The organism is Delftia deserti (assembly GCF_042653485.1).
Lineage (GTDB): Bacteria > Pseudomonadota > Gammaproteobacteria > Burkholderiales > Burkholderiaceae_C > Comamonas > Comamonas acidovorans.
The window spans coordinates 4,590,904-4,608,559 of the sequence record NZ_JBHSIH010000001.1 but is presented as its reverse complement, the minus strand read 5'-3'; the positions used below and the strand labels follow the sequence as shown (position 1 = coordinate 4,608,559).

Below are 17,656 nucleotides of genomic sequence, written 5' to 3'. Positions count from 1 at the left end.
GCGGCAGGCGGTCTCAGAGCCCGCGATCGGCGCGCCGCACTTCGCCGCCGGGCCAGTTCAGGCAGACGCAGCAGCCGCCCGCAGGCGTGGCGCGGATGGTGGCCTCGCCGCCGTGGCGGCGCATCACGCCGCGCACCAGGGCCAGGCCCGTGCCCAGGCCGGGGAACTCGGATTCGCGGTGCATGCGCTGGAAGATGCCGAACAGCGCTCCCGCACGCGAGGGGTCGAACCCCACGCCGTTGTCCGTCACGCTGAGCGTGATGCCGCCGTCGGCATGGCGCTCCACATCGATGGCAATGCGCGGCTGGTCCACGGGCCGGGTGAACTTGACGGCGTTGTCCAGCAGCGCCTCCAGCACCTGGCGCAGCAGGGCCGCGTCGGCACGCACGGCGGGACTTTGCTGCGGCAGGCTCCATTGCAGCCGCGACGCCGCGCCGCAGGCAGCCCAGCGCGGCTGCGCGAGCACCGCCGTGCGCGCCTGCTCCAGCAGCTCCTGCAAGGCGACGGGCTGCCACTGCATGGGCGTGCGCGCGGCGCGCGACAGGGCCAGCAGGCCGTCGAGCATGCCGCCCATGCGGCGCGCCGACTGGTCCATGGTCTGCAGGAAGCCGCGCGCCTCCTGCAGCTCCTGCGGCGAAGGCGCGGCCTGCGACAGCAGCTCATCGACCAGGGGGCCGAAGGACAGCACATGGCGCAGCGGCGCGCGCAGGTCGTGCGACACCGCATGCAGCCATTCCTGCTGGGCGGCGCGCAGGGCCTGCAGCTCCTGCTCGCGCTGGGCCAGGCGCTCCAGCGCATCCTGCAAGGTGCGAGGAGGCCCCTGCAGATCCGCAGCGGGGTCGGGGGGCGGATGGGGTGCGAAAGGTTCCGTCATGGCATGGACAGGGTCAGGAGATTCGGCAAATCGGCGTACCCCGTACGGGACCCGCCGGCGATGCGGGCCCTCGAGCCCACGTGTCTCGGAAGTCTCAGGACTTGGGCAGCTTGACCGGGCGCTTCCAGCTGGTGATGCTCACCTGCCTGCCCCGCGATACCGTGAGCACGCCGGGCTCGGTGCTCTTGGTGACCGTGGAGCCGCCGCCCACCGTGCCGCCCGCGCCAATGGTGACGGGAGCCACCAGCACGCAGTTGCTGCCGATGTGCACGTCGGCCTCGATCACCGTGCGGTGCTTGTTCACGCCGTCGTAGTTGGCCGTGATGGAGCCGGCGCCGTAGTTGACGCGCTCGCCCACCGTGGCATCGCCCAGGTAGGCCAGGTGGTTGGCCTTGGCGCCATCGGCCAGCACGGAGTTCTTGACCTCGACGAAGTTGCCGATGTGCACTTCGCGGCCCAGCTGCGCGCCGGGGCGCAGGCGTGCAAAGGGGCCCACCAGGGCGCCCTCGCCCACGCTGACGCCGGCCTTCTCGCCATCGACATGGGTGTACGGATGGATGACGGCGCCCGCCGCAATCGTGGCGTTGGCAATGCTGCAATAGGCGCCGATGCGCGCGCCTTCTCCAATCTCCACATGGCCGCCGAAGATGCAGCCCACGTCGATCTCCACATCCTGCCCGCAGGCCAGGCGTGCCGCGCGGCCCGTGCGCGGGTCGTCGCGCAGGTCAAAGCGCGCGGGGTCGGCCAGGCGCACGCCCTGCTCCATCAGCGCGCGGGCCTGGGCGCCCTGGTGGGCGCGCTCCAGCTCGGCCAGTTGCAGCGGGCTGTTGACGCCCGCCACCTGCACCGGGTCGGCAATGCAGTGCGCGACCACGGGCACGCCGTCGGCCACGGCCATGGCGACCACGTCGGTCAGGTAGTACTCGCCCTGGGCATTGTCATTGGTCAGGCGGGCCAGCCAGCCGGCCAGGTGGCGGGCCGGCACGGCCATGATGCCGCTGTAGATTTCCTGGATGGCGCGTTCTGCGTCATTGGCATCCTTTTGCTCGACGATGCGCTGCACCGTGCCGTCTTCGCCGCGCACGATGCGGCCGTAGCCCGTGGGATCGGGCAGGCGCACGGTCAGCAGCGCCAGCCGCCGGCCATCGGCCGCATCGACCAGGGCGCGCAGGGTGTCGGCCTGCGTCAGCGGCACATCGCCCGAGAGCACGATGACCATGCCATCGCCCGCCAGCGCGGGCACGGCCTGCTGCACCGCGTGGCCCGTGCCCAGCTGCGGCTCCTGGCGCACGAACTTCAGCGCCATGGAGCCGCCCTGGCAGGCCGCCGCCATGGCGGGCTCCACCTGGTCCGCGCCGTGGCCCGTGACCACCACGGCCGAGCGCGCATCCAGCTGCGCCGCCGTGGACAGCACATGGCCCAGCAACGGGCGCCCCGCCAGGCGCTGCAGGACTTTGGGAAGGCGGCTTTTCATGCGCGTGCCCTTGCCCGCGGCCATGATGACGAGATCCAGAGGTGCTGTCATAGGTGATTCATCCAAAACGCCAGAACCTGTGCCGGCAACGCCGCCGATTATCTGCCCGCCAAGGGCTGCGGCCGGTCACACGATTGACGTATGCTGGCGGCGCCATGCCCCATGCCACCACTGCACCCGTTCCCCTGCTGCGCACACGCGCCATCGGAGCCGGCCATCTGCGTGCCTTCCTGGCCGTGGCCCGGCACCTGAATTTCCGCGCGGCCGCCGACGAGCTGTCGCTGACGCAGTCGGCCGTGAGCCGCCAGATCCAGTCGCTGGAGGATGAAGTCGGCGTGCCGCTGTTCCTGCGCCACACGCGCGCCGTGGAGCTGACGGGGGCCGGCGCCCAGCTGCTGCGCTCGGTGGCGCCCGCGCTGGAGCAGATCGACGCCTCGGTGCGCCAGATCCGCCAGACCGTGGGCCGCAAGAGCGTGGCCATCACCACCTGGGCCAGCTTTGCCGCCATGTGGCTGATCCCGCGCCTGGAGTCCTTCCAGCGCGCCTGGCCCGATATCGACATCCGCATCGACACCAGCGACACCGTGATGGACCTGGACACCACCGACGTGGACCTGGCCCTGCGCTACGGCCGCGCGGGCGATGGCTGGCCCCAGGCGCAGCGCCTGTTCGGCGAGCAACTGGCCGTGGTGGCCAGCCCGCGCCTGCTGGCCGGCGGCCCGCCGCTCAGGACGCCGGCCGATGCCGCGCGCTACACGCTGATCGAGACCGGCGACGCCCACCGCATGCCCCAGCTGGAATGGCTGGGCTGGCAGCGCTGGTTCGGCGTGCAGGGCTGCGACCAGCTGCAGCCGCCGCGCTGGCTGTACTTCAACTACGCCCACCAGATCGTGCAGGCCGCCCTGGCCGGACAGGGCCTGGCGATTGCGCGGCTGCCGCTGGTGGCCGATGCGCTGGCGGCTGGCGACCTGGTCGAGGTGCTGCCCGCGCACCGGCTGGAATCGCCGCTGGCCTACTGGCTGATCGTGGGCCCGCGCAGCGCCGCGCGTCCCGAGGTGGCCGCCTTCTGCCGGTGGCTGCAGGAGCAGGCCGAGGTCACGCGCGAAACCGTCGAGTCGCCCCCGGCATGACTGTGCAGCCGGGCGCATGGCCCGGTGCGGGCCTCAGCCCAGCGTCACGCGTGCAAACTTGCGCTTGCCCACCTGCACCACATAGGTGCCGGCTTCGAGCTTGAGGCCCCGGTCGCTGATGGCCGTGCCGTCCACGCGCACGCCGCCGCCGTCGATCAGGCGGTTGGCCTCGCTGGTCGAGGGCGCCAGGTTGGCCTGCTTGAGCAGGGCACCGATGCCCAGCGGCGCGCCCGACAGGCTGACCTCGTCGATCTGGTCGGGAATGCCGCCCTTGCTGCGGTTGTTGAAATCCTGCTCGGCCGCATCGGCCAGCGCCGCGCTGTGAAAGCGCGCCGTGATCTCCTTGGCCAGCAGCACCTTGGCGTCCTTGGGATTGCGCCCGCCTTCCACCTCGGCCTTGAGCGCGGCGATCTCGGCCAGGCTCTTGAACGACAGCAGGGTGTACCAGTTCCACATCAGCGTGTCCGAGATGCTCAGCACCTTGGCGAACATGGTGTTGGCGTCCTCGGTGATGCCGATGTAGTTGTTCTTGGACTTGGACATCTTGTGCTCGCCGTCCAGGCCCACCAGCAGCGGCATGGTGAGCACGCACTGCGTGTCCTGCCCGTATTCCTGCTGCAGATGGCGGCCCATGAGCAGGTTGAACTTCTGGTCCGTACCGCCCATCTCCAGGTCGGCGCGCAGCGCCACCGAGTCATAGCCCTGCAGCAGCGGGTAGAGGAACTCGTGCAGGCTGATGGAGCTGCCCTCGGTGAAGCGCTGGTGGAAGTCGTTGCGCTCCATCATGCGGGCCACGGTGTACTTGGCCGACAGCTCGATCATGCCGCGCGCGCCCAGCTTGTCGCACCACTCGCTGTTGTAGCGCACCTCGGTGCGGGCAGGGTCCAGCACCTTGGCGGCCTGGGTGTAGTAGGTCTCGGCGTTGACCTTGATCTGCTCAGCCGTCAGCGGCGGGCGCGTGCTGTTGCGGCCCGAAGGATCGCCGATCAGGGTGGTGAAGTCGCCGATCAGGAAGATCACCTGGTGGCCCAGGTCCTGCAGCTGGCGCATCTTGTTGAGCACCACGGTGTGGCCCAGATGGATGTCGGGCGCCGTCGGGTCCAGGCCCAGCTTGATGCGCAGCGGCACGCCGGTGGCCTCGGAACGGGCCAGCTTTTGCACCCAGTCCGCCTGAGGCAGCAGCTCATCCACGCCGCGCAGGGTGGTTTCAAGCGCTTGGCTTACACCGTCGGTGACCGGGTATGTTGTAACAGCAGATTGATTCATAAGGGTTTTTCGCCAGGCCGCGTAGGACTGCGTCGGTATACTCCGGGGATTTTCCCGCTGCGGCGAATTCTAGACGCCCGCCTATCCGCACCGCAGAGCGCGGACTTGTTGCCCGTCTGGAGAGCGTATCCCGCCGCTGCGATGCTGTCCGGCCCCCGCAGGGCCGGATGCGCGCAACCCAAGGATCTGATGTTGTGAAATATGGCTTGAACCATGCCAGCGGTGCTCTTGTTGCGCGGCTGACCTCCGTGATCCAGCAACACCCCAAGCGTGTCACCGCGGCACTGGCAGCCATCTTGCTCACGGGCGGCGGCGGTGCCTTCGCCGTGGCCAACCTGGGACCCGATCCGGCCGACCTGCCGGTGCGCATGCTCTCCACGCCCGTGGAATCGCTGGCAGAGGGCCAGACCCTGGCCGAGCTGACCGACAGCGTGCAGGGCATCTCCCTGTACCGTTCCGAATACACGCACGGCAGCGACACGGCCGAAACCCTGCTCCAGCGCCTGGGCGTGGCCGATCCGGCCGCCGCCGCCTTCATGCGCGGCAACGACCAGGTTCGCCAGCATGTGCTGGGCCGCGCCGGCCGCCTGGTGACGGCCGAGACCACGCCCGACCACCAGCTGTCGCAGCTGACCGTGCGCTGGGCACCCGACGAGGACGGCAGCTTCCGCCGCCTCGTGGTCGAGCGCAGGAACAATGAACTGAGCACCCGCATCGAGACGGGCAAGCTGACGGCCTCGCCGCGCCTGGCCGGCGGCATCATCCGCAGCTCGCTGTTCGCCGCCACCGACGCGGCCTCCATCCCCGATGCCGTGGCCATGCAGATGGCCGACATCTTCCAGGGCGACGTGGACTTCCGCCGCAGCCTGCGCAAGGGCGACCGCTTCTCCGTGGTCTACGAATCGCTGGAAGCCGATGGCGAGCCGCTGCGCGCAGGCCGCGTGCTCAGCGCCGAATTCCACAACAACGGCAAGGTCGTGCAGGCGCTGTGGTTCCAGGACGAAGGCAAGGCCAAGGGCGACTACTACACCATGGACGGCAAGAGCCGCCGCCAGGCCTACCTGACCTCGCCCGTGGAGTTCTCGCGCATCAGCAGCGGCTTTGCCATGCGCATGCACCCCATCCACAAGACCTGGCGCGCCCACCTGGGCACGGACTTCGCCGCTGCCACGGGCACCAAGGTGCGTACCGTGGGAGACGGCACCGTCTCCTTCGCGGGCGTGCAGAACGGCTATGGCAACGTGATCTTCGTGGACCACGCCAACAACCACACCACGGTCTACGCCCACCTGAGCCACATCGGCGTCACGCGCGGCCAGCGCGTGGAGCAGGGCGACATCATCGGCAATGTGGGCTCCACGGGCTGGGCCACCGGCCCGCACCTGCACTTCGAGTTCCGCGTCAACGGCGAGCACCGCGATCCCATGACCATCGTCCAGGCCACCGATGCCGCCCGCCCCGTCTCCAAGGCCGGCCGCGCCGCCTTCGACAAGATGGCCTCGCAGATGCGCATCGAGCTGCAGGCATCGAACGAAGCACTGGCCCTGGCCAGCGAACGCTGAGCCACCGCGCTCCCATCCCGCAAAGGCTGCCCTGGCAGCCTTTGTTGTTTCAGGCGCATCCTTTTGTGATCGCGGGCCCCAGGCCGCAGGGCTACCATTGCCGGCATGAACCAGCCCATCCCCTCCCCCATCGCCCACCGCTACTGCATAGGCCTGATGTCCGGCACCTCGCTTGACGGGGTGGACGGCGTGCTTGTGGACTTTGCCGAAGGCACGCAGGTGCTGTGGCATGCCAGCCGGGGGTTCGACGCCGCGCTGCGCGCCGAGCTGCTGGCCCTCAACACCCCCGATGGCCGCGACGAGCTGCACCGCGCGGCGCTGGCGGCCAATGCGCTGGCGCGCAGCTATGCCGAGGTGGCGCGGGAACTGCTGCAGGCCACGGGCCTGGCGCCCGCGCAGATCGCCGCCATTGGCGCCCACGGCCAGACCGTGCGCCACCGGCCGCAGATGTTCGACGGCACGGGCTACACCTTGCAGCTCAACGGCCCGGCCCTGCTGGCCGAGCTCAGCGGCGTTGCCGTGGTGGCCGACCTGCGCAGCCGCGACGTGGCCGCAGGCGGCCAGGGCGCGCCGCTGGTGCCCGCCTTCCACCAGGGCGTGTTCGGCCGGCCCGGCGAGACGGTGCTGGTGCTCAACATCGGCGGCATTGCCAATCTCAGCGTGCTGGCGGGCGATGGCACGGTGCTGGGCTTCGACTGCGGCCCCGGCAATGCGCTGATGGACGGATGGTGCCAGGCGCACACGGGCCAGCCCTATGACGACGGCGGCCAATGGGCGGCCACGGGCCAGGTGCTGCCCGCCCTGCTCGACCGCCTGCTGGCCGAGCCTTTCCTGCAGCAGCCGCCGCCCAAGAGCACGGGGCGCGACCTGTTCCACGCCGACTGGCTGGCCGGCCATCTTTCCGCCAGTGCAGCCAGCGCCGCCGATGCCCGCCCTGCCGACGTGCAGGCCACGCTCACCGAATTCACGGCCCGCGCCTGCGCCGGTGCCGTGCAGCGCTTCGGGCATGGCGGCGGCGAGCTGCTGGTCTGCGGCGGCGGCGCCTTCAACACGCAACTGATGCAGCGCATCGCCGCCCTGCTGCCCGGCGTGGCCGTGGACACCACGGCCGCGCGCGGCCTGCCGCCTCAGCAGGTGGAGGCCGCCGCCTTCGCCTGGCTGGCGCGCCAGGCCCTGCTGGGTTTGCCGGGCAACCTGCCCGCCGTGACGGGCGCACGCGGCCCGCGCATCCTGGGCGCCATCCACCCCGCATAAAAAAACCATGCAAGGCATCCGCCAAGCATGGGCCCACCAAACATCTTGCCTGAGCCCAAAGCCTATGAAACTGGCGCGGCCCAAAAGCAGGGACGCCGAGCAAGAGCCGCCTCGCGGCGAAGGCGTCGTCCCCCTCCCGCGAAGCGAGAGAGGGCGCCGTGCATACGGGGGAAGGCGCGTAAGCGCCTCAGGGGGTGCTATCCGCCTATATAGACGAACTTGAAGAGGAAGACGCCGCCGATCAGCCACACCATCCAGTGCACTTCCTTGGCGCGGCCCGTGAACAGCTTGAGCACGGCATAGGTGATGAAGCCGAAGGCCAGGCCATTGGCCACCGAGTAGGTGAAAGGCATGAGCAGGGCCGTGACGGCAGCAGGGATGGCCTCGGTGGTCTCGCCCCATTCGATCTCGGTCAGCTCCTTGAGCATCAGGCAGGCCACGAAGAACAGCGCGGGCGCCGTGGCGTAGCCGGGCACCACGCCGGCCAGCGGCGACAGGAACAGGCAGCACAGGAAGAGCACGGCCACGGTCAGCGCCGTCAGGCCCGTGCGGCCACCGGCCTGCACGCCGGCCGCGCTTTCCACGTACGCCGTGGTGCTGGAGGTGCCCAGCAGCGAGCCTGCGAAGATGGCGCCGCTGTCGGCCAGCAGCGAACGGTTGAAGCGGCCCATGCGGCTGGGCACCAGCAGGCCCGCGCGCTTGGCCACGCCCATCAGCGTGCCCGTGGCATCGAACAGCTCGACCAGGAAGAACACCAGCACCACGTTGAGGATGCCGCCCGTCAGCGCGGACTTGATGTCCAGCTGCAGGAAGGTGGGCGCAATGGAGGGCGGCGCCGAGAACACGCCGTGGAACTCGTTGCCTGCGAAGAAGAACGAGGCCACGGTGACCGCGACGATGCCGATCAGGATGGCGCCCGGCACCTTCAGGCGGTCCAGCACCACGATGATCAGAAAGCCCAGCGAGGCCAGGATGACTTCGGGCTTGTGCAGGTCGCCCAGCGTCACGAAGGTGGCCGGCGATGCGGCGACGATGCCCGCGCTCTTGAGCGCGATCAGCGCCAGGAACAGGCCGATGCCCACGGTGATCGCTATGCGTATGGACTGCGGTATGCCCTTGATGATCAGCTCCCGCAGGCCGAACAGCGTCACCAGCAGGAACAGGCAGCCGGAGACGAAGACCGCGCCCAGCGCGGCCTGCCAGGTGAAGCCCATGTGCAGCACCACCACGTAGGCGAAATAGGCGTTCAGGCCCATGCCCGGCGCCAGCGCGATGGGATAGTTGGCGTACAGCGCCATGATGGTCGTGCCCAGCGCCGCGATCAGGCAGGTGGCCACGAAGACGGCCCCCTTGGGCATCCCCGCATCCCCCAGGATCGAGGGATTGACGAAGATGATGTAGGCCATCGTCAGAAAGGTCGTCAGGCCCGCGACCAGCTCGGTTCTTACATTGGTGCCGTGCTCACTGAGCTTGAACACCCGTTCCATCCAGTTCATCGCATTGTCTCCGTGTTGTTTTCGCATGCGGGGCGCAACGGTTGTGAAAGCGCCCAGGGTTGAGCACCGGCTGTCCAGGCCGGCACAAGGCATGGCACCCTGCCGGGCGGCCATGGACCTGGTGGCGCGCATCGCTGCGCGCGGATTCAAGGAATGGGGGGGGCGGCGCCGGTCCGCTCAGCTCCCGGCGGCCTGCACGGCCTCGATGGCGCGCAGGATGGATTCCGGCGTGGCCGGCGATTGCAGCGGCGGGTTGCTGCGGTGCCCGCCCGCGGCCGAGACGGCATCGCGGATGGCGAAGAACACCGAGAAGGGCAGCAGCAGCGGCGGCTCGCCCACGGCCTTGCTGCGGTGGATGGAGTCCTCGAAGTTGTCGCCCTCGAACAACCGCACGTTGAACACGGGCGGGCAGTCATTGGCCGTCGGGATCTTGTAGGTGCTCGGGGCGTGCGTGGTGAGCTTGCCGCTTTGCGGGTGCCAGACCAGCTCTTCCGTGGTCAGCCAGCCCATGCCCTGGATGAAGGCGCCCTCGACCTGGCCCACGTCCACGGCCGGGTTCAGCGAGCGGCCCACGTCGTGCAGCACGTCGGCGCGCAGCAGCTTGAACTCGCCGGTCAGCGTGTCCACCACCACCTCGCTCACGGCCGCGCCGTAGGCGTAGTAGAAGAAGGGACGGCCCTGCATGGTGTCCTTGTTCCACGACAGGCCGGGCGTGGCATAGAAGCCGTCGGACCACAGCTGCACGCGCTCGATGTAGGCCTCGCCCACCACGGCCTTGAAATCCAGTACCTTGCCGTTGACGTGGACCTGGTCGTTGGCGAAGCGCACGTCCTCCGCGCGGCCGCCATGGCGCTCGGCGGCGCAGGCGGCCAGGCGTTCGCGGATCTGGCGCGCCGCGTCCTGAGCGGCCTTGCCGTTGAGGTCGGCCCCCGTCGATGCCGCCGTGGCCGAGGTGTTGGCCACCTTGGTGGTGTCGGTGGCCGTGACGCGCACGCGCCCGAAGCCCACGCCCAGCTCGTGCGCCACGACCTGGGCCACCTTGGTGTTCAGGCCCTGGCCCATCTCGGTGCCGCCATGGTTCACGAGGATGGAGCCGTCGTTGTAGACATGGACCAGGGCGCCGGCCTGGTTGAAGTGCTTGACGTTGAAGGAGATGCCGAACTTCAGCGGCGTCAGCGACAGGCCGCGCTTGAGCACGGGGCTGGCCGCGTTGAATTCGGCGATGGCATCGCGGCGCGCGCGGTAGTCGCTGCAGGTCTCCAGCTCGGCCACCAGCTCGTGGATCACGTTGTCGGTCACGACCTGGCTGTAGGGCGTGACGTTGCGCTCGGTCTTGCCGTAGAAGTTGGCGCGGCGCACATCGAGCGCATCGCGCCCCAGCTCGCGCGCCACCGTCTCCATGATGTTCTCGATGGCGATCGCGCCCTGCGGGCCGCCGAAGCCGCGGAACGCCGTATTGCTCTGCGTATTGGTCTTGCCGGAGTAGCCGTGCATGGACACATCGGGCAGCCAGTACGTGTTGTCGAAGTGGCACAGCGCACGCGTCATCACGGGGCCGGACAGGTCGGCCGAGTGGCCGGCGCGCGAGACCATGGAGATCTCGGCGCCGAGGATGCGACCCTCGTCGTCGTAGCCCACCTCGTACTCGTACCAGAAGCAGTGGCGGCGGCCCGTGATCATGAAGTCGTCATCGCGGTCCAGGCGCAGCTTGACGGGGCGGCGCAACCGCGTCGCGGCCACCGAGGCCACGCAGGCGAACAGGGCCGACTGCGACTCCTTGCCGCCGAAGCCGCCGCCCATGCGGCGGCACTCCACATGCACGGCGTGCGAGGCCACGCCCAGCGCATGGGCCACCAGGTGCTGCATCTCGCTGGGGTGCTGGGTGGAGCAGTACAGGTGGACGGCGCCGTCCTCCTTGGGAATGGCGTAGCTGATCTGGCCTTCCAGGTAGAACTGCTCCTGGCCGCCCACGTAGAACGATGACTTCAGGCGGTGCGGCGCCTCGTCCATGGCGCGGCGCGCGCCGCCTTCGTTCGTGCTGCGCGCCAGGTGCATGGGCGGCAGCACGTACTGGCCCAGCTCATGCGCCTGCTGGGGCGTGAGCACGGGCGGCTCGGCCGCGATGTCGGCCGCCGCCTTGGCCTGGGCCGCAGCCAGGCGCGCAGCCTCGCGGCTTTCGGCGATCACCGCGAACAGCGGCTGGCCCAGGTAGCGGATTTCGCCGCTGCACAGGATGGGGTCGTCGTGGATGATGGAGCCGCAGTCGTTGACGCCGGGAATGTCCTCGCCCGTGAGCACGGCCACCACGCCGGGCATGGCGCGGATGGCATCGAGCCTGAGCGCATTGAGCCGGCCATTGGCCACGGGCGACAGGCCCAGCGCACAGTGCAGCGTGCCGTCCAGCTCGGGCAGGTCGTCGATGTAGGCGGCCTCGCCGGCCACATGCAGATGGGCAGACTCATGCGGGCGGCTGATGCCCACGCGCTGGCCCTGGGTGTGGGCACCGGCCTCGGCGCGCTCGTCCACGCGGAAGGCGGTGTTCTTCAGGTAATGCGCAAAGGCCTCGGACGAGTGCAGCAGGGAGGGATCGATGGGGCGGTTCATTTCAGGCTCCTTGGTGCACTGCGTGGGGCATCACGCTCCAGACGCTGGTGGCCTGCAGCGGCAGCGGCTGTTGCGGACGTGTCTCCAGCCACAGGCGCTGCAGCAGGTTCTGCGCCACCTTGAGCCGGTAGTCGGCGCTGGCGCGCATGTCGGACATGGGCTTGAAGTCCTGGGCCAGCGCGGCCTGGGCGGCCTTCACTGCGGCCTGGTCCCAGGGCTGGCCCACGATGGCCGCCTCCGCCAGGGCCGCACGCCTGACCACGGCAGCCATGCCGCCAAAGGCCAGGCGGGCGGACTTCACCACCTCGCCGTCCAGCTCGATGGCCAGCCCCGCGCACAGCGCCGAGATGTCGCAGTCGAAGCGCTTGCTGATCTTGTAGGCCCGGGTCTGGCGCCGTGCAGCGTCCAGCGGCACGGCCAGGGCCTGCACGAACTCGCCCGGTTCCAGCTGGTTCTTCATGTAGTCCAGATAGAAGTCATGCAGCGGCATGCGGCGCACGCGCGCGCCCTTGCGCAGCTCGATCTGCGCGTCCAGCGCCATCAGCACGGGCGGGGAGTCGCCAATGGGCGAGCCATTGGCCACGTTGCCGCCCATGGTGCCTGCATGGCGGATGGGCACGGAGGCAAAGCGCAGCCACACATCGGTCAGCCCCTCGAAGCGCTGCGACAGCGCCGACCAGGCCGACTCCAGCGAGGCACCGGCGCCTATGTACAGCTCGCCGCCGTCCAGGCTGCCCGCGCCGTGGCGCTCCTCGACGCGCTTCATCTCGGCCACGTCGCCCACATAGACGATGTCGCCCAGGTCGCGGAACTGCTTGGTCACCCACAGCCCCACATCGGTGGAGCCTGCCAGCAGCCGCGCGCGGGGCTTGGCCTCGCACACGGCGGCCAGCTCGTCCAGCGTGCGCGGAGCGTGGAAGCTGTCCACACGGCCGCCCTGGGCGGCGTTGGGCGCGGCGTAGTCCAAGCCGGCATCCTGCGCACGCAGGCCCTGCAGTGCCTGCACCACGGGTTCGGTGGCCATGCGCGTGGCGGGCAGGTCGAACATGCGCTGGCCTGCGTCCAGGATGGGACGGTAGCCCGTGCAGCGGCACAGATTGCCCGACAGCTCGTCGGCCAGCTGCTGGCGCGAGGGACGCGTGCCGGCCTGCTGGTGGTGCTCGTAGGCCGACCACAGCGACATCACGAAGCCCGGCGTGCAAAAGCCGCACTGCGAGCCGTGACAGTCCACCAGCGCCTGCTGCACGGGGTGCAGTTCGGCACCGCCTGCGGGCTTGCCGGTGGCACAGCCCTGCTTGCCGGCGCACTGGCCCTTGACGTCCTCCACCGTGAACAGCGCCTTGCCGTGCAGCGTGGGCAGGAACTGGATGCAGGCATTGACCGTCTGCAGCTGCAGGCCGCCCACGGCGTCGGGCGCGCCGTCTTCGGCCAGCTCGGCGATGACCACGGTGCAGGCGCCGCAGTCACCTTCGTTGCAGCCCTCCTTGGTGCCGGTGCAGCGCGCGTCGCCGCGCAGCCAGTCCAGCACCGAGCGCGTGGGATGCGGCCCCTGTACCTCGACGATCTGGCCGCGGTGATAGAAGCGGATGGGTTGGGAACTGGGGCTCTGGCTCATGCTCGTGGGGGCAACTGCTGGTGCGTGGACTGTTCGGATCACGACTTACGCAAATTCCGAGGAAGAAAGCCGCTGGCCCTGTGGCGATGGCGTGTTTGCGTTCCTGCTTGCGTAAGTCCTGCGGATGTACCCGAGATTAAGTCCAGCCCCGCCCGAACGCATAAGACGGCCTCGATATTTCCTATGCGGGCTGCCATATATCCTTGCCAAAAACAAGGGTAAACCCGCAACAAAAGTGCGGATTGCAGCGGCTCAGGGTTCAAAAGCTATGCACAGCCCTCACTCGTGCTCGGCCGGCACCAAAGGCTTGGGCCGCACATCCTCATCGTCGCCCAGCTGCGAGAAGATCATGGTCGAGGCCAGCGTCACCGCGCCCATGCAGACGAAGGTGGCGCGGAAGGCATTGAGGGTGTGCTGCGGCGTGTCGCCGCCGAACCATTCGCTGAAACCGGCCAGCACCGCACCTGCGGCGGCCACGCCCATGCCCATGGCCAGCATCTGCACCATGGACAGCAGGCTGTTGCCGCTGCTGGCGTTGCCGGCATCGAGGTCCTTGAGCGTGACGGTGTTCATGGCCGTGAACTGCATGGAGTTGGTGGCGCCGAAGATCAGCAGCTGGACGATGACCACCCACAGCGGCAGCGCCGTGGAGACCGTGCCGAAGCTGGCGATCATCAGCGACAGCACCAGGGTGTTGCCCATGAGCACGCGTCGGTAGCCGATGCGCTGGATGAGCGTGGTGGTCTGGCGCTTCATGGCCATGCTGGCCAGCACCGTGGGCAGCATCATCATGCCGGCCTGCAGCGGAGAGAAACCCAGGCAGACCTGCAGCACCAGCGGGATCAGGAAGGGCATGCAGGAGCTGCCCAGGCGCGAGAACAGGTTGCCCAGCAGGCCCACGCGCAGGCTGCGCACGGCGAACAGCTCGGGGGCGAACAGCGGGTCGGGCCGGCGCAGCGCGTGCAGCCAGTAGGCGGCCAGGCTGGCCAGGCCGAAGATCAGCAGCACGAAGACCATGGCGCCGTGGATGCCCTTGCCCGACATGCTGTCCAGCGCCAGCGACACGGCCACCATGCCAAAGGCCAGCAGCGCATAGCCCACGCCGTCGAAGCGCTTGACGGCAAAGCGGTCTCCCACCGGCATGAAGCGCAGCGTGGCGGCCAGGCCGATCAGGCCCACGGGCACGTTGACCAGGAAGATCCAGTGCCAGCTCACGTACTCCACCATCCAGCCGCCCAGCGTGGGGCCGATCAGCGGCCCGACCAGGCCGGGGATGGCCACGAAGCTCATGGCCTTGAGGAACTGCTCGCGCGGAAAGGCGCGCAGCACGGCCAGCCGCCCCACGGGCATGAGCAGCGCCCCGCCCATGCCCTGCAGCACGCGCGCGGCCACCATCAGCTGCAGGTTGGGCGCAATCGCGCACATCACCGAGCCCAGCACGAACAGCGCAATCGCCCACAGGTAGACACGCCGCGTGCCGAAGCGGTCGGCCATCCAGCCCGAGGCCGGGATCAGCATGGCCATGGTCAGCGAGTAGGCGACGATGACCGACTGCATGCGCAGCGGGCTCTCGCCCAGGGCCTCGGCCATGGTGGGCAGCGCGGTGTTGACGATGGTGCCGTCCAGCGTCTGCATGAAAAAGCCGATGGCCACAAGCCACAGCAGCACCGAACGCGAGGAGGATGTGGTGGAGGCGGAAGCGCCTTTGTCTTCAGGAATCATGGCAAGGCAGGAAGGGCGCAGGCGTTAAAAAACCGCCTGCGCATTGCTGCGCGGCGGTTGGTGGCGTGTTGTGCGGCGGGCTGCTGCGGGCCCCACTGCAGCGCGGCCGACAAGGCTTATACCGAGAAGCTCGATCCGCAGCCGCAGGTGGTGGAGGCGTTGGGGTTCTTGATCACGAACTGCGCGCCCTGCAGGTCTTCCTTGTAGTCGATCTCGGCACCCACCAGGTACTGGTAGCTCATGGCGTCGATCAGCAGCGACACGCCATTCTTGGTCATGGTCGTGTCGTCGTCGTTGGTGATCTCGTCGAAGGTGAAGCCGTACTGGAAGCCCGAGCATCCGCCACCCTGCACGAACACGCGCAGCTTCAGGTCGGGGTTGCCTTCCTCGGCGATCAGATCGGCCACCTTGGCAGCTGCGCTGTCGGTGAAGACGATCGGGGTGGGCATTTCGGCGGTGGTGGTTTCGGTGATTTCTGCGACGGCGCTCATGGGGATACTCCGAAGTTCTCAATTGGCCCGAATGGTACAGCAAAGGGCTCGGGAATTCCCGGGGCCGCCGGCTTGACGACAGTGCAAGTGGGGGCATTGGCCACCGACGGCGAAGATGAATGCGAAGGGTTTGCATCGCCCAGAAAAAAACCGCCGGCAAAGGCGGTTTTTTTCTGGGGAAAGCCCCGGGGGACTTTCCTGCAGTGCCAGCGGATTAACGCTTGGAGAACTGCTTGGCGCGGCGTGCGGAGCGCAGGCCGACCTTCTTACGTTCGACTTCACGAGCGTCACGCGTCACGAAGCCGGCTTGGCTCAGGACGGGCTTGAGCGCTGCGTCATAGTCGATCAGGGCGCGGGTGATGCCGTGGCGGGTAGCGCCGGCCTGGCCGGATTCACCACCACCGTGGACGTTCACTTGAATGTCGAAAGCTTCCAGGTTGCTCGTCAGAGCCAGGGGCTGCTTTGCGATCATGATCGAGGTTTCGCGGCCGAAGTATTCCTGAATGTCCTTGCCATTCACGGTAATCTTGCCGGAGCCCTTCTTCAGGAACACGCGTGCGACGCTGGATTTGCGACGGCCGGTGCCATTGTTCCAATCACCAATCATCTAGGTCTCCTTAGATTTCCAGAGCCTTGGGCTGCTGGGCGGTGTGGGGATGCTCAGCACCGCCGTACACCTTGAGCTTCTTGATCATTGCGTAGCCCAGGGGACCCTTGGGCAGCATGCCCTTGACGGCCTTTTCCAGAGCGCGGCCGGGGAACTTGGCCTGCATGTCGCGGAAGTTGGTGGCAGTGATGCCGCCGGGGAAACCAGAGTGGCGGTAGTACACCTTGTCCAGGTTCTTGGTGCCGGTGACCTTGAGCTTGGAGGCGTTGATGATGACGATGAAGTCGCCGGTGTCAACGTGAGGTGTGTAAATGGCTTTGTGCTTGCCGCGCAGACGGAGTGCCACTTCGCTGGCGACACGTCCGAGCACCTTATCGGTGGCGTCAATCACAAACCACTCGTGTTGCACCTCAGCGGGCTTTGCGCTGAATGTAGACATGAGTTTTCTCTTTCAAGAAAGGTTTGGCGGGTCCTTTTCCGCGGTCGGCGCTTCTTCAAAAAGGAAGCCTCTTAGGCGGGGATGTAAACTTCGCCGCGGGACCCTAAAATCGCTGCGAAGCCCTCCATTATACAAAAACGGCAGGCCTTCGCCATCCCCCTTGCGCCGCCCTGGCTTCAGCGCCGGCCCCCATCCTTCAGCCGCCACGGACAACCACCCGGCAGCGCGGCTGGTTACCATACGCCTATGTTCAGTTACCGCCACGCCTTCCATGCAGGCAACCATGCCGATGTGCTCAAGCACACCGTGCTGATCGCCACCCTGCAATACCTCCTCCAGAAGGATGCCGCCCTCACGGTGCTGGACACGCACGCCGGCGCCGGCCTGTACCGACTGGACGGCGACTACGCCAACAAGAGCGGCGAGTCCGCCGACGGCATCCTGCGCCTGGCCCAGGCCAAGGAGGCCGAGCTGGCCCCGGTGCTGCAGGCCTACCTGGCCACGGTGCGCTCCTTCAACCAGGGCGCGCAGCTGCGCAACTACCCGGGCTCGCCCTTCATCATCCAGTCCCTGCTGCGCGTGCAGGAGCGCGACAAGCTCAAGGTCTTCGAGCTGCACCCCACCGACATGCGCTCGCTGGCGGGCAACATTGCCCAGCTCGAAGCGGGCCGCCAGGTGGCCGTGCTGCATGAGGACGGCTTCGAGGGCATCAAGAAATTCCTGCCGCCACCGTCGCGCCGCGCCCTGGTGCTGTGCGACCCCAGCTACGAGCTCAAGAGCGACTACGCCAAGGTGCTGGACATGGCGGCCGACAGTCTCAAACGCTTTGCCACAGGCACCTATGCGGTCTGGTATCCGATCATCCCGCGCCCCGAGGCGCACGATCTGCCGCGCCGCCTGAAGACCATGACCACCAAGGCCGGCAAGAGCTGGCTGCACGTGGAGCTCACGGTCAAGAGCAACAAGACCTCGGAGCGCGGCGGCCTGCCGGCCAGCGGCATGTTCCTGATCAATCCGCCGTTCAATCTCAAGGAACAGCTCAAGCCGGCCATGCCGCAGCTGGTCAAGCTGCTCGGTCAGGACGAGAACGCGGCCTTCACGCTCGAATCCGGCGGCTGAACG

General features: G+C 68.2%; 14 protein-coding genes. 4 read left to right on the top strand and 10 right to left on the bottom strand.

The window, feature by feature from the left end; genetic code table 11:
• Nucleotides 1-13 precede the first annotated feature (13 nt).
• Nucleotides 14-874: a sensor histidine kinase gene (locus ACFPFG_RS22010; protein WP_197944389.1), complete on the bottom strand. Its 861-nt coding sequence runs from the start codon at nt 872-874 to the stop codon at nt 14-16.
• Nucleotides 875-968: 94 nt separating this feature from the next.
• Nucleotides 969-2,399 (bottom strand): bifunctional UDP-N-acetylglucosamine diphosphorylase/glucosamine-1-phosphate N-acetyltransferase GlmU, encoded by a 1,431-nt coding sequence (gene glmU, locus ACFPFG_RS22005; RefSeq protein WP_374622854.1) that lies wholly within the window; start codon nt 2,397-2,399, stop codon nt 969-971.
• Nucleotides 2,400-2,503: 104 nt separating this feature from the next.
• On the opposite strand from glmU, the gene ACFPFG_RS22000 reads away from it, so the two are divergent.
• Entirely contained in the window at nt 2,504-3,478 is a 975-nt protein-coding gene (locus ACFPFG_RS22000; RefSeq protein WP_012207701.1) for a LysR substrate-binding domain-containing protein, read from the top strand.
• Nucleotides 3,479-3,511: 33 nt separating this feature from the next.
• Here the strand turns inward: ACFPFG_RS22000 and tyrS are convergent, their stop codons facing one another.
• Nucleotides 3,512-4,744, bottom strand: a complete 1,233-nt coding sequence (gene tyrS, locus ACFPFG_RS21995; protein ID WP_180318672.1) for a tyrosine--tRNA ligase — start codon at nt 4,742-4,744, stop codon at nt 3,512-3,514.
• Between the two features lie 167 nt (nt 4,745-4,911).
• On the opposite strand from tyrS, the gene ACFPFG_RS21990 reads away from it, so the two are divergent.
• Nucleotides 4,912-6,306, top strand: a complete 1,395-nt coding sequence (locus ACFPFG_RS21990) for a peptidoglycan DD-metalloendopeptidase family protein (protein WP_380108250.1) — start codon at nt 4,912-4,914, stop codon at nt 6,304-6,306.
• Nucleotides 6,307-6,411: 105 nt separating this feature from the next.
• Nucleotides 6,412-7,560 (top strand): anhydro-N-acetylmuramic acid kinase, encoded by a 1,149-nt coding sequence (locus tag ACFPFG_RS21985; RefSeq protein ID WP_380108248.1) that lies wholly within the window; start codon nt 6,412-6,414, stop codon nt 7,558-7,560.
• A gap of 197 nt (nt 7,561-7,757) precedes the next feature.
• Here ACFPFG_RS21985 and ACFPFG_RS21980 read toward each other — a convergent pair whose 3' ends face one another.
• The 7 genes from ACFPFG_RS21980 to rplM form a co-directional block, all read right to left on the bottom strand.
• On the bottom strand, nt 7,758-9,056 hold the full coding sequence (locus ACFPFG_RS21980) for an NCS2 family permease (RefSeq protein WP_012207705.1): 1,299 nt from the start codon (nt 9,054-9,056) through the stop codon (nt 7,758-7,760).
• 177 nt (nt 9,057-9,233) lie between these two features.
• Complete coding sequence (gene xdhB / locus ACFPFG_RS21975; protein WP_183021138.1) at nt 9,234-11,660, bottom strand: xanthine dehydrogenase molybdopterin binding subunit; 2,427 nt, start codon at nt 11,658-11,660, stop codon at nt 9,234-9,236.
• A gap of 1 nt (nt 11,661) precedes the next feature.
• Nucleotides 11,662-13,275, bottom strand: a complete 1,614-nt coding sequence (xdhA, locus tag ACFPFG_RS21970; RefSeq protein ID WP_183021139.1) for a xanthine dehydrogenase small subunit — start codon at nt 13,273-13,275, stop codon at nt 11,662-11,664.
• Nucleotides 13,276-13,554: 279 nt separating this feature from the next.
• A complete protein-coding gene (mdtD, locus tag ACFPFG_RS21965) occupies nt 13,555-14,997 on the bottom strand; it encodes a multidrug transporter subunit MdtD (RefSeq protein ID WP_183021140.1) in 1,443 nt (480 codons plus the stop codon).
• A gap of 116 nt (nt 14,998-15,113) precedes the next feature.
• Entirely contained in the window at nt 15,114-15,488 is a 375-nt protein-coding gene (erpA, locus tag ACFPFG_RS21960; protein ID WP_013800449.1) for an iron-sulfur cluster insertion protein ErpA, read from the bottom strand.
• A gap of 214 nt (nt 15,489-15,702) precedes the next feature.
• Nucleotides 15,703-16,095: a 30S ribosomal protein S9 gene (rpsI, locus tag ACFPFG_RS21955; protein WP_012207710.1), complete on the bottom strand. Its 393-nt coding sequence runs from the start codon at nt 16,093-16,095 to the stop codon at nt 15,703-15,705.
• Between the two features lie 10 nt (nt 16,096-16,105).
• A complete protein-coding gene (gene rplM / locus ACFPFG_RS21950) occupies nt 16,106-16,534 on the bottom strand; it encodes a 50S ribosomal protein L13 (protein WP_012207711.1) in 429 nt (142 codons plus the stop codon).
• A gap of 246 nt (nt 16,535-16,780) precedes the next feature.
• Between rplM and ACFPFG_RS21945 the strand changes: the two genes are divergently transcribed.
• Complete coding sequence (locus ACFPFG_RS21945; RefSeq protein ID WP_183021141.1) at nt 16,781-17,653, top strand: 23S rRNA (adenine(2030)-N(6))-methyltransferase RlmJ; 873 nt, start codon at nt 16,781-16,783, stop codon at nt 17,651-17,653.
• Nucleotides 17,654-17,656 lie beyond the last annotated feature (3 nt).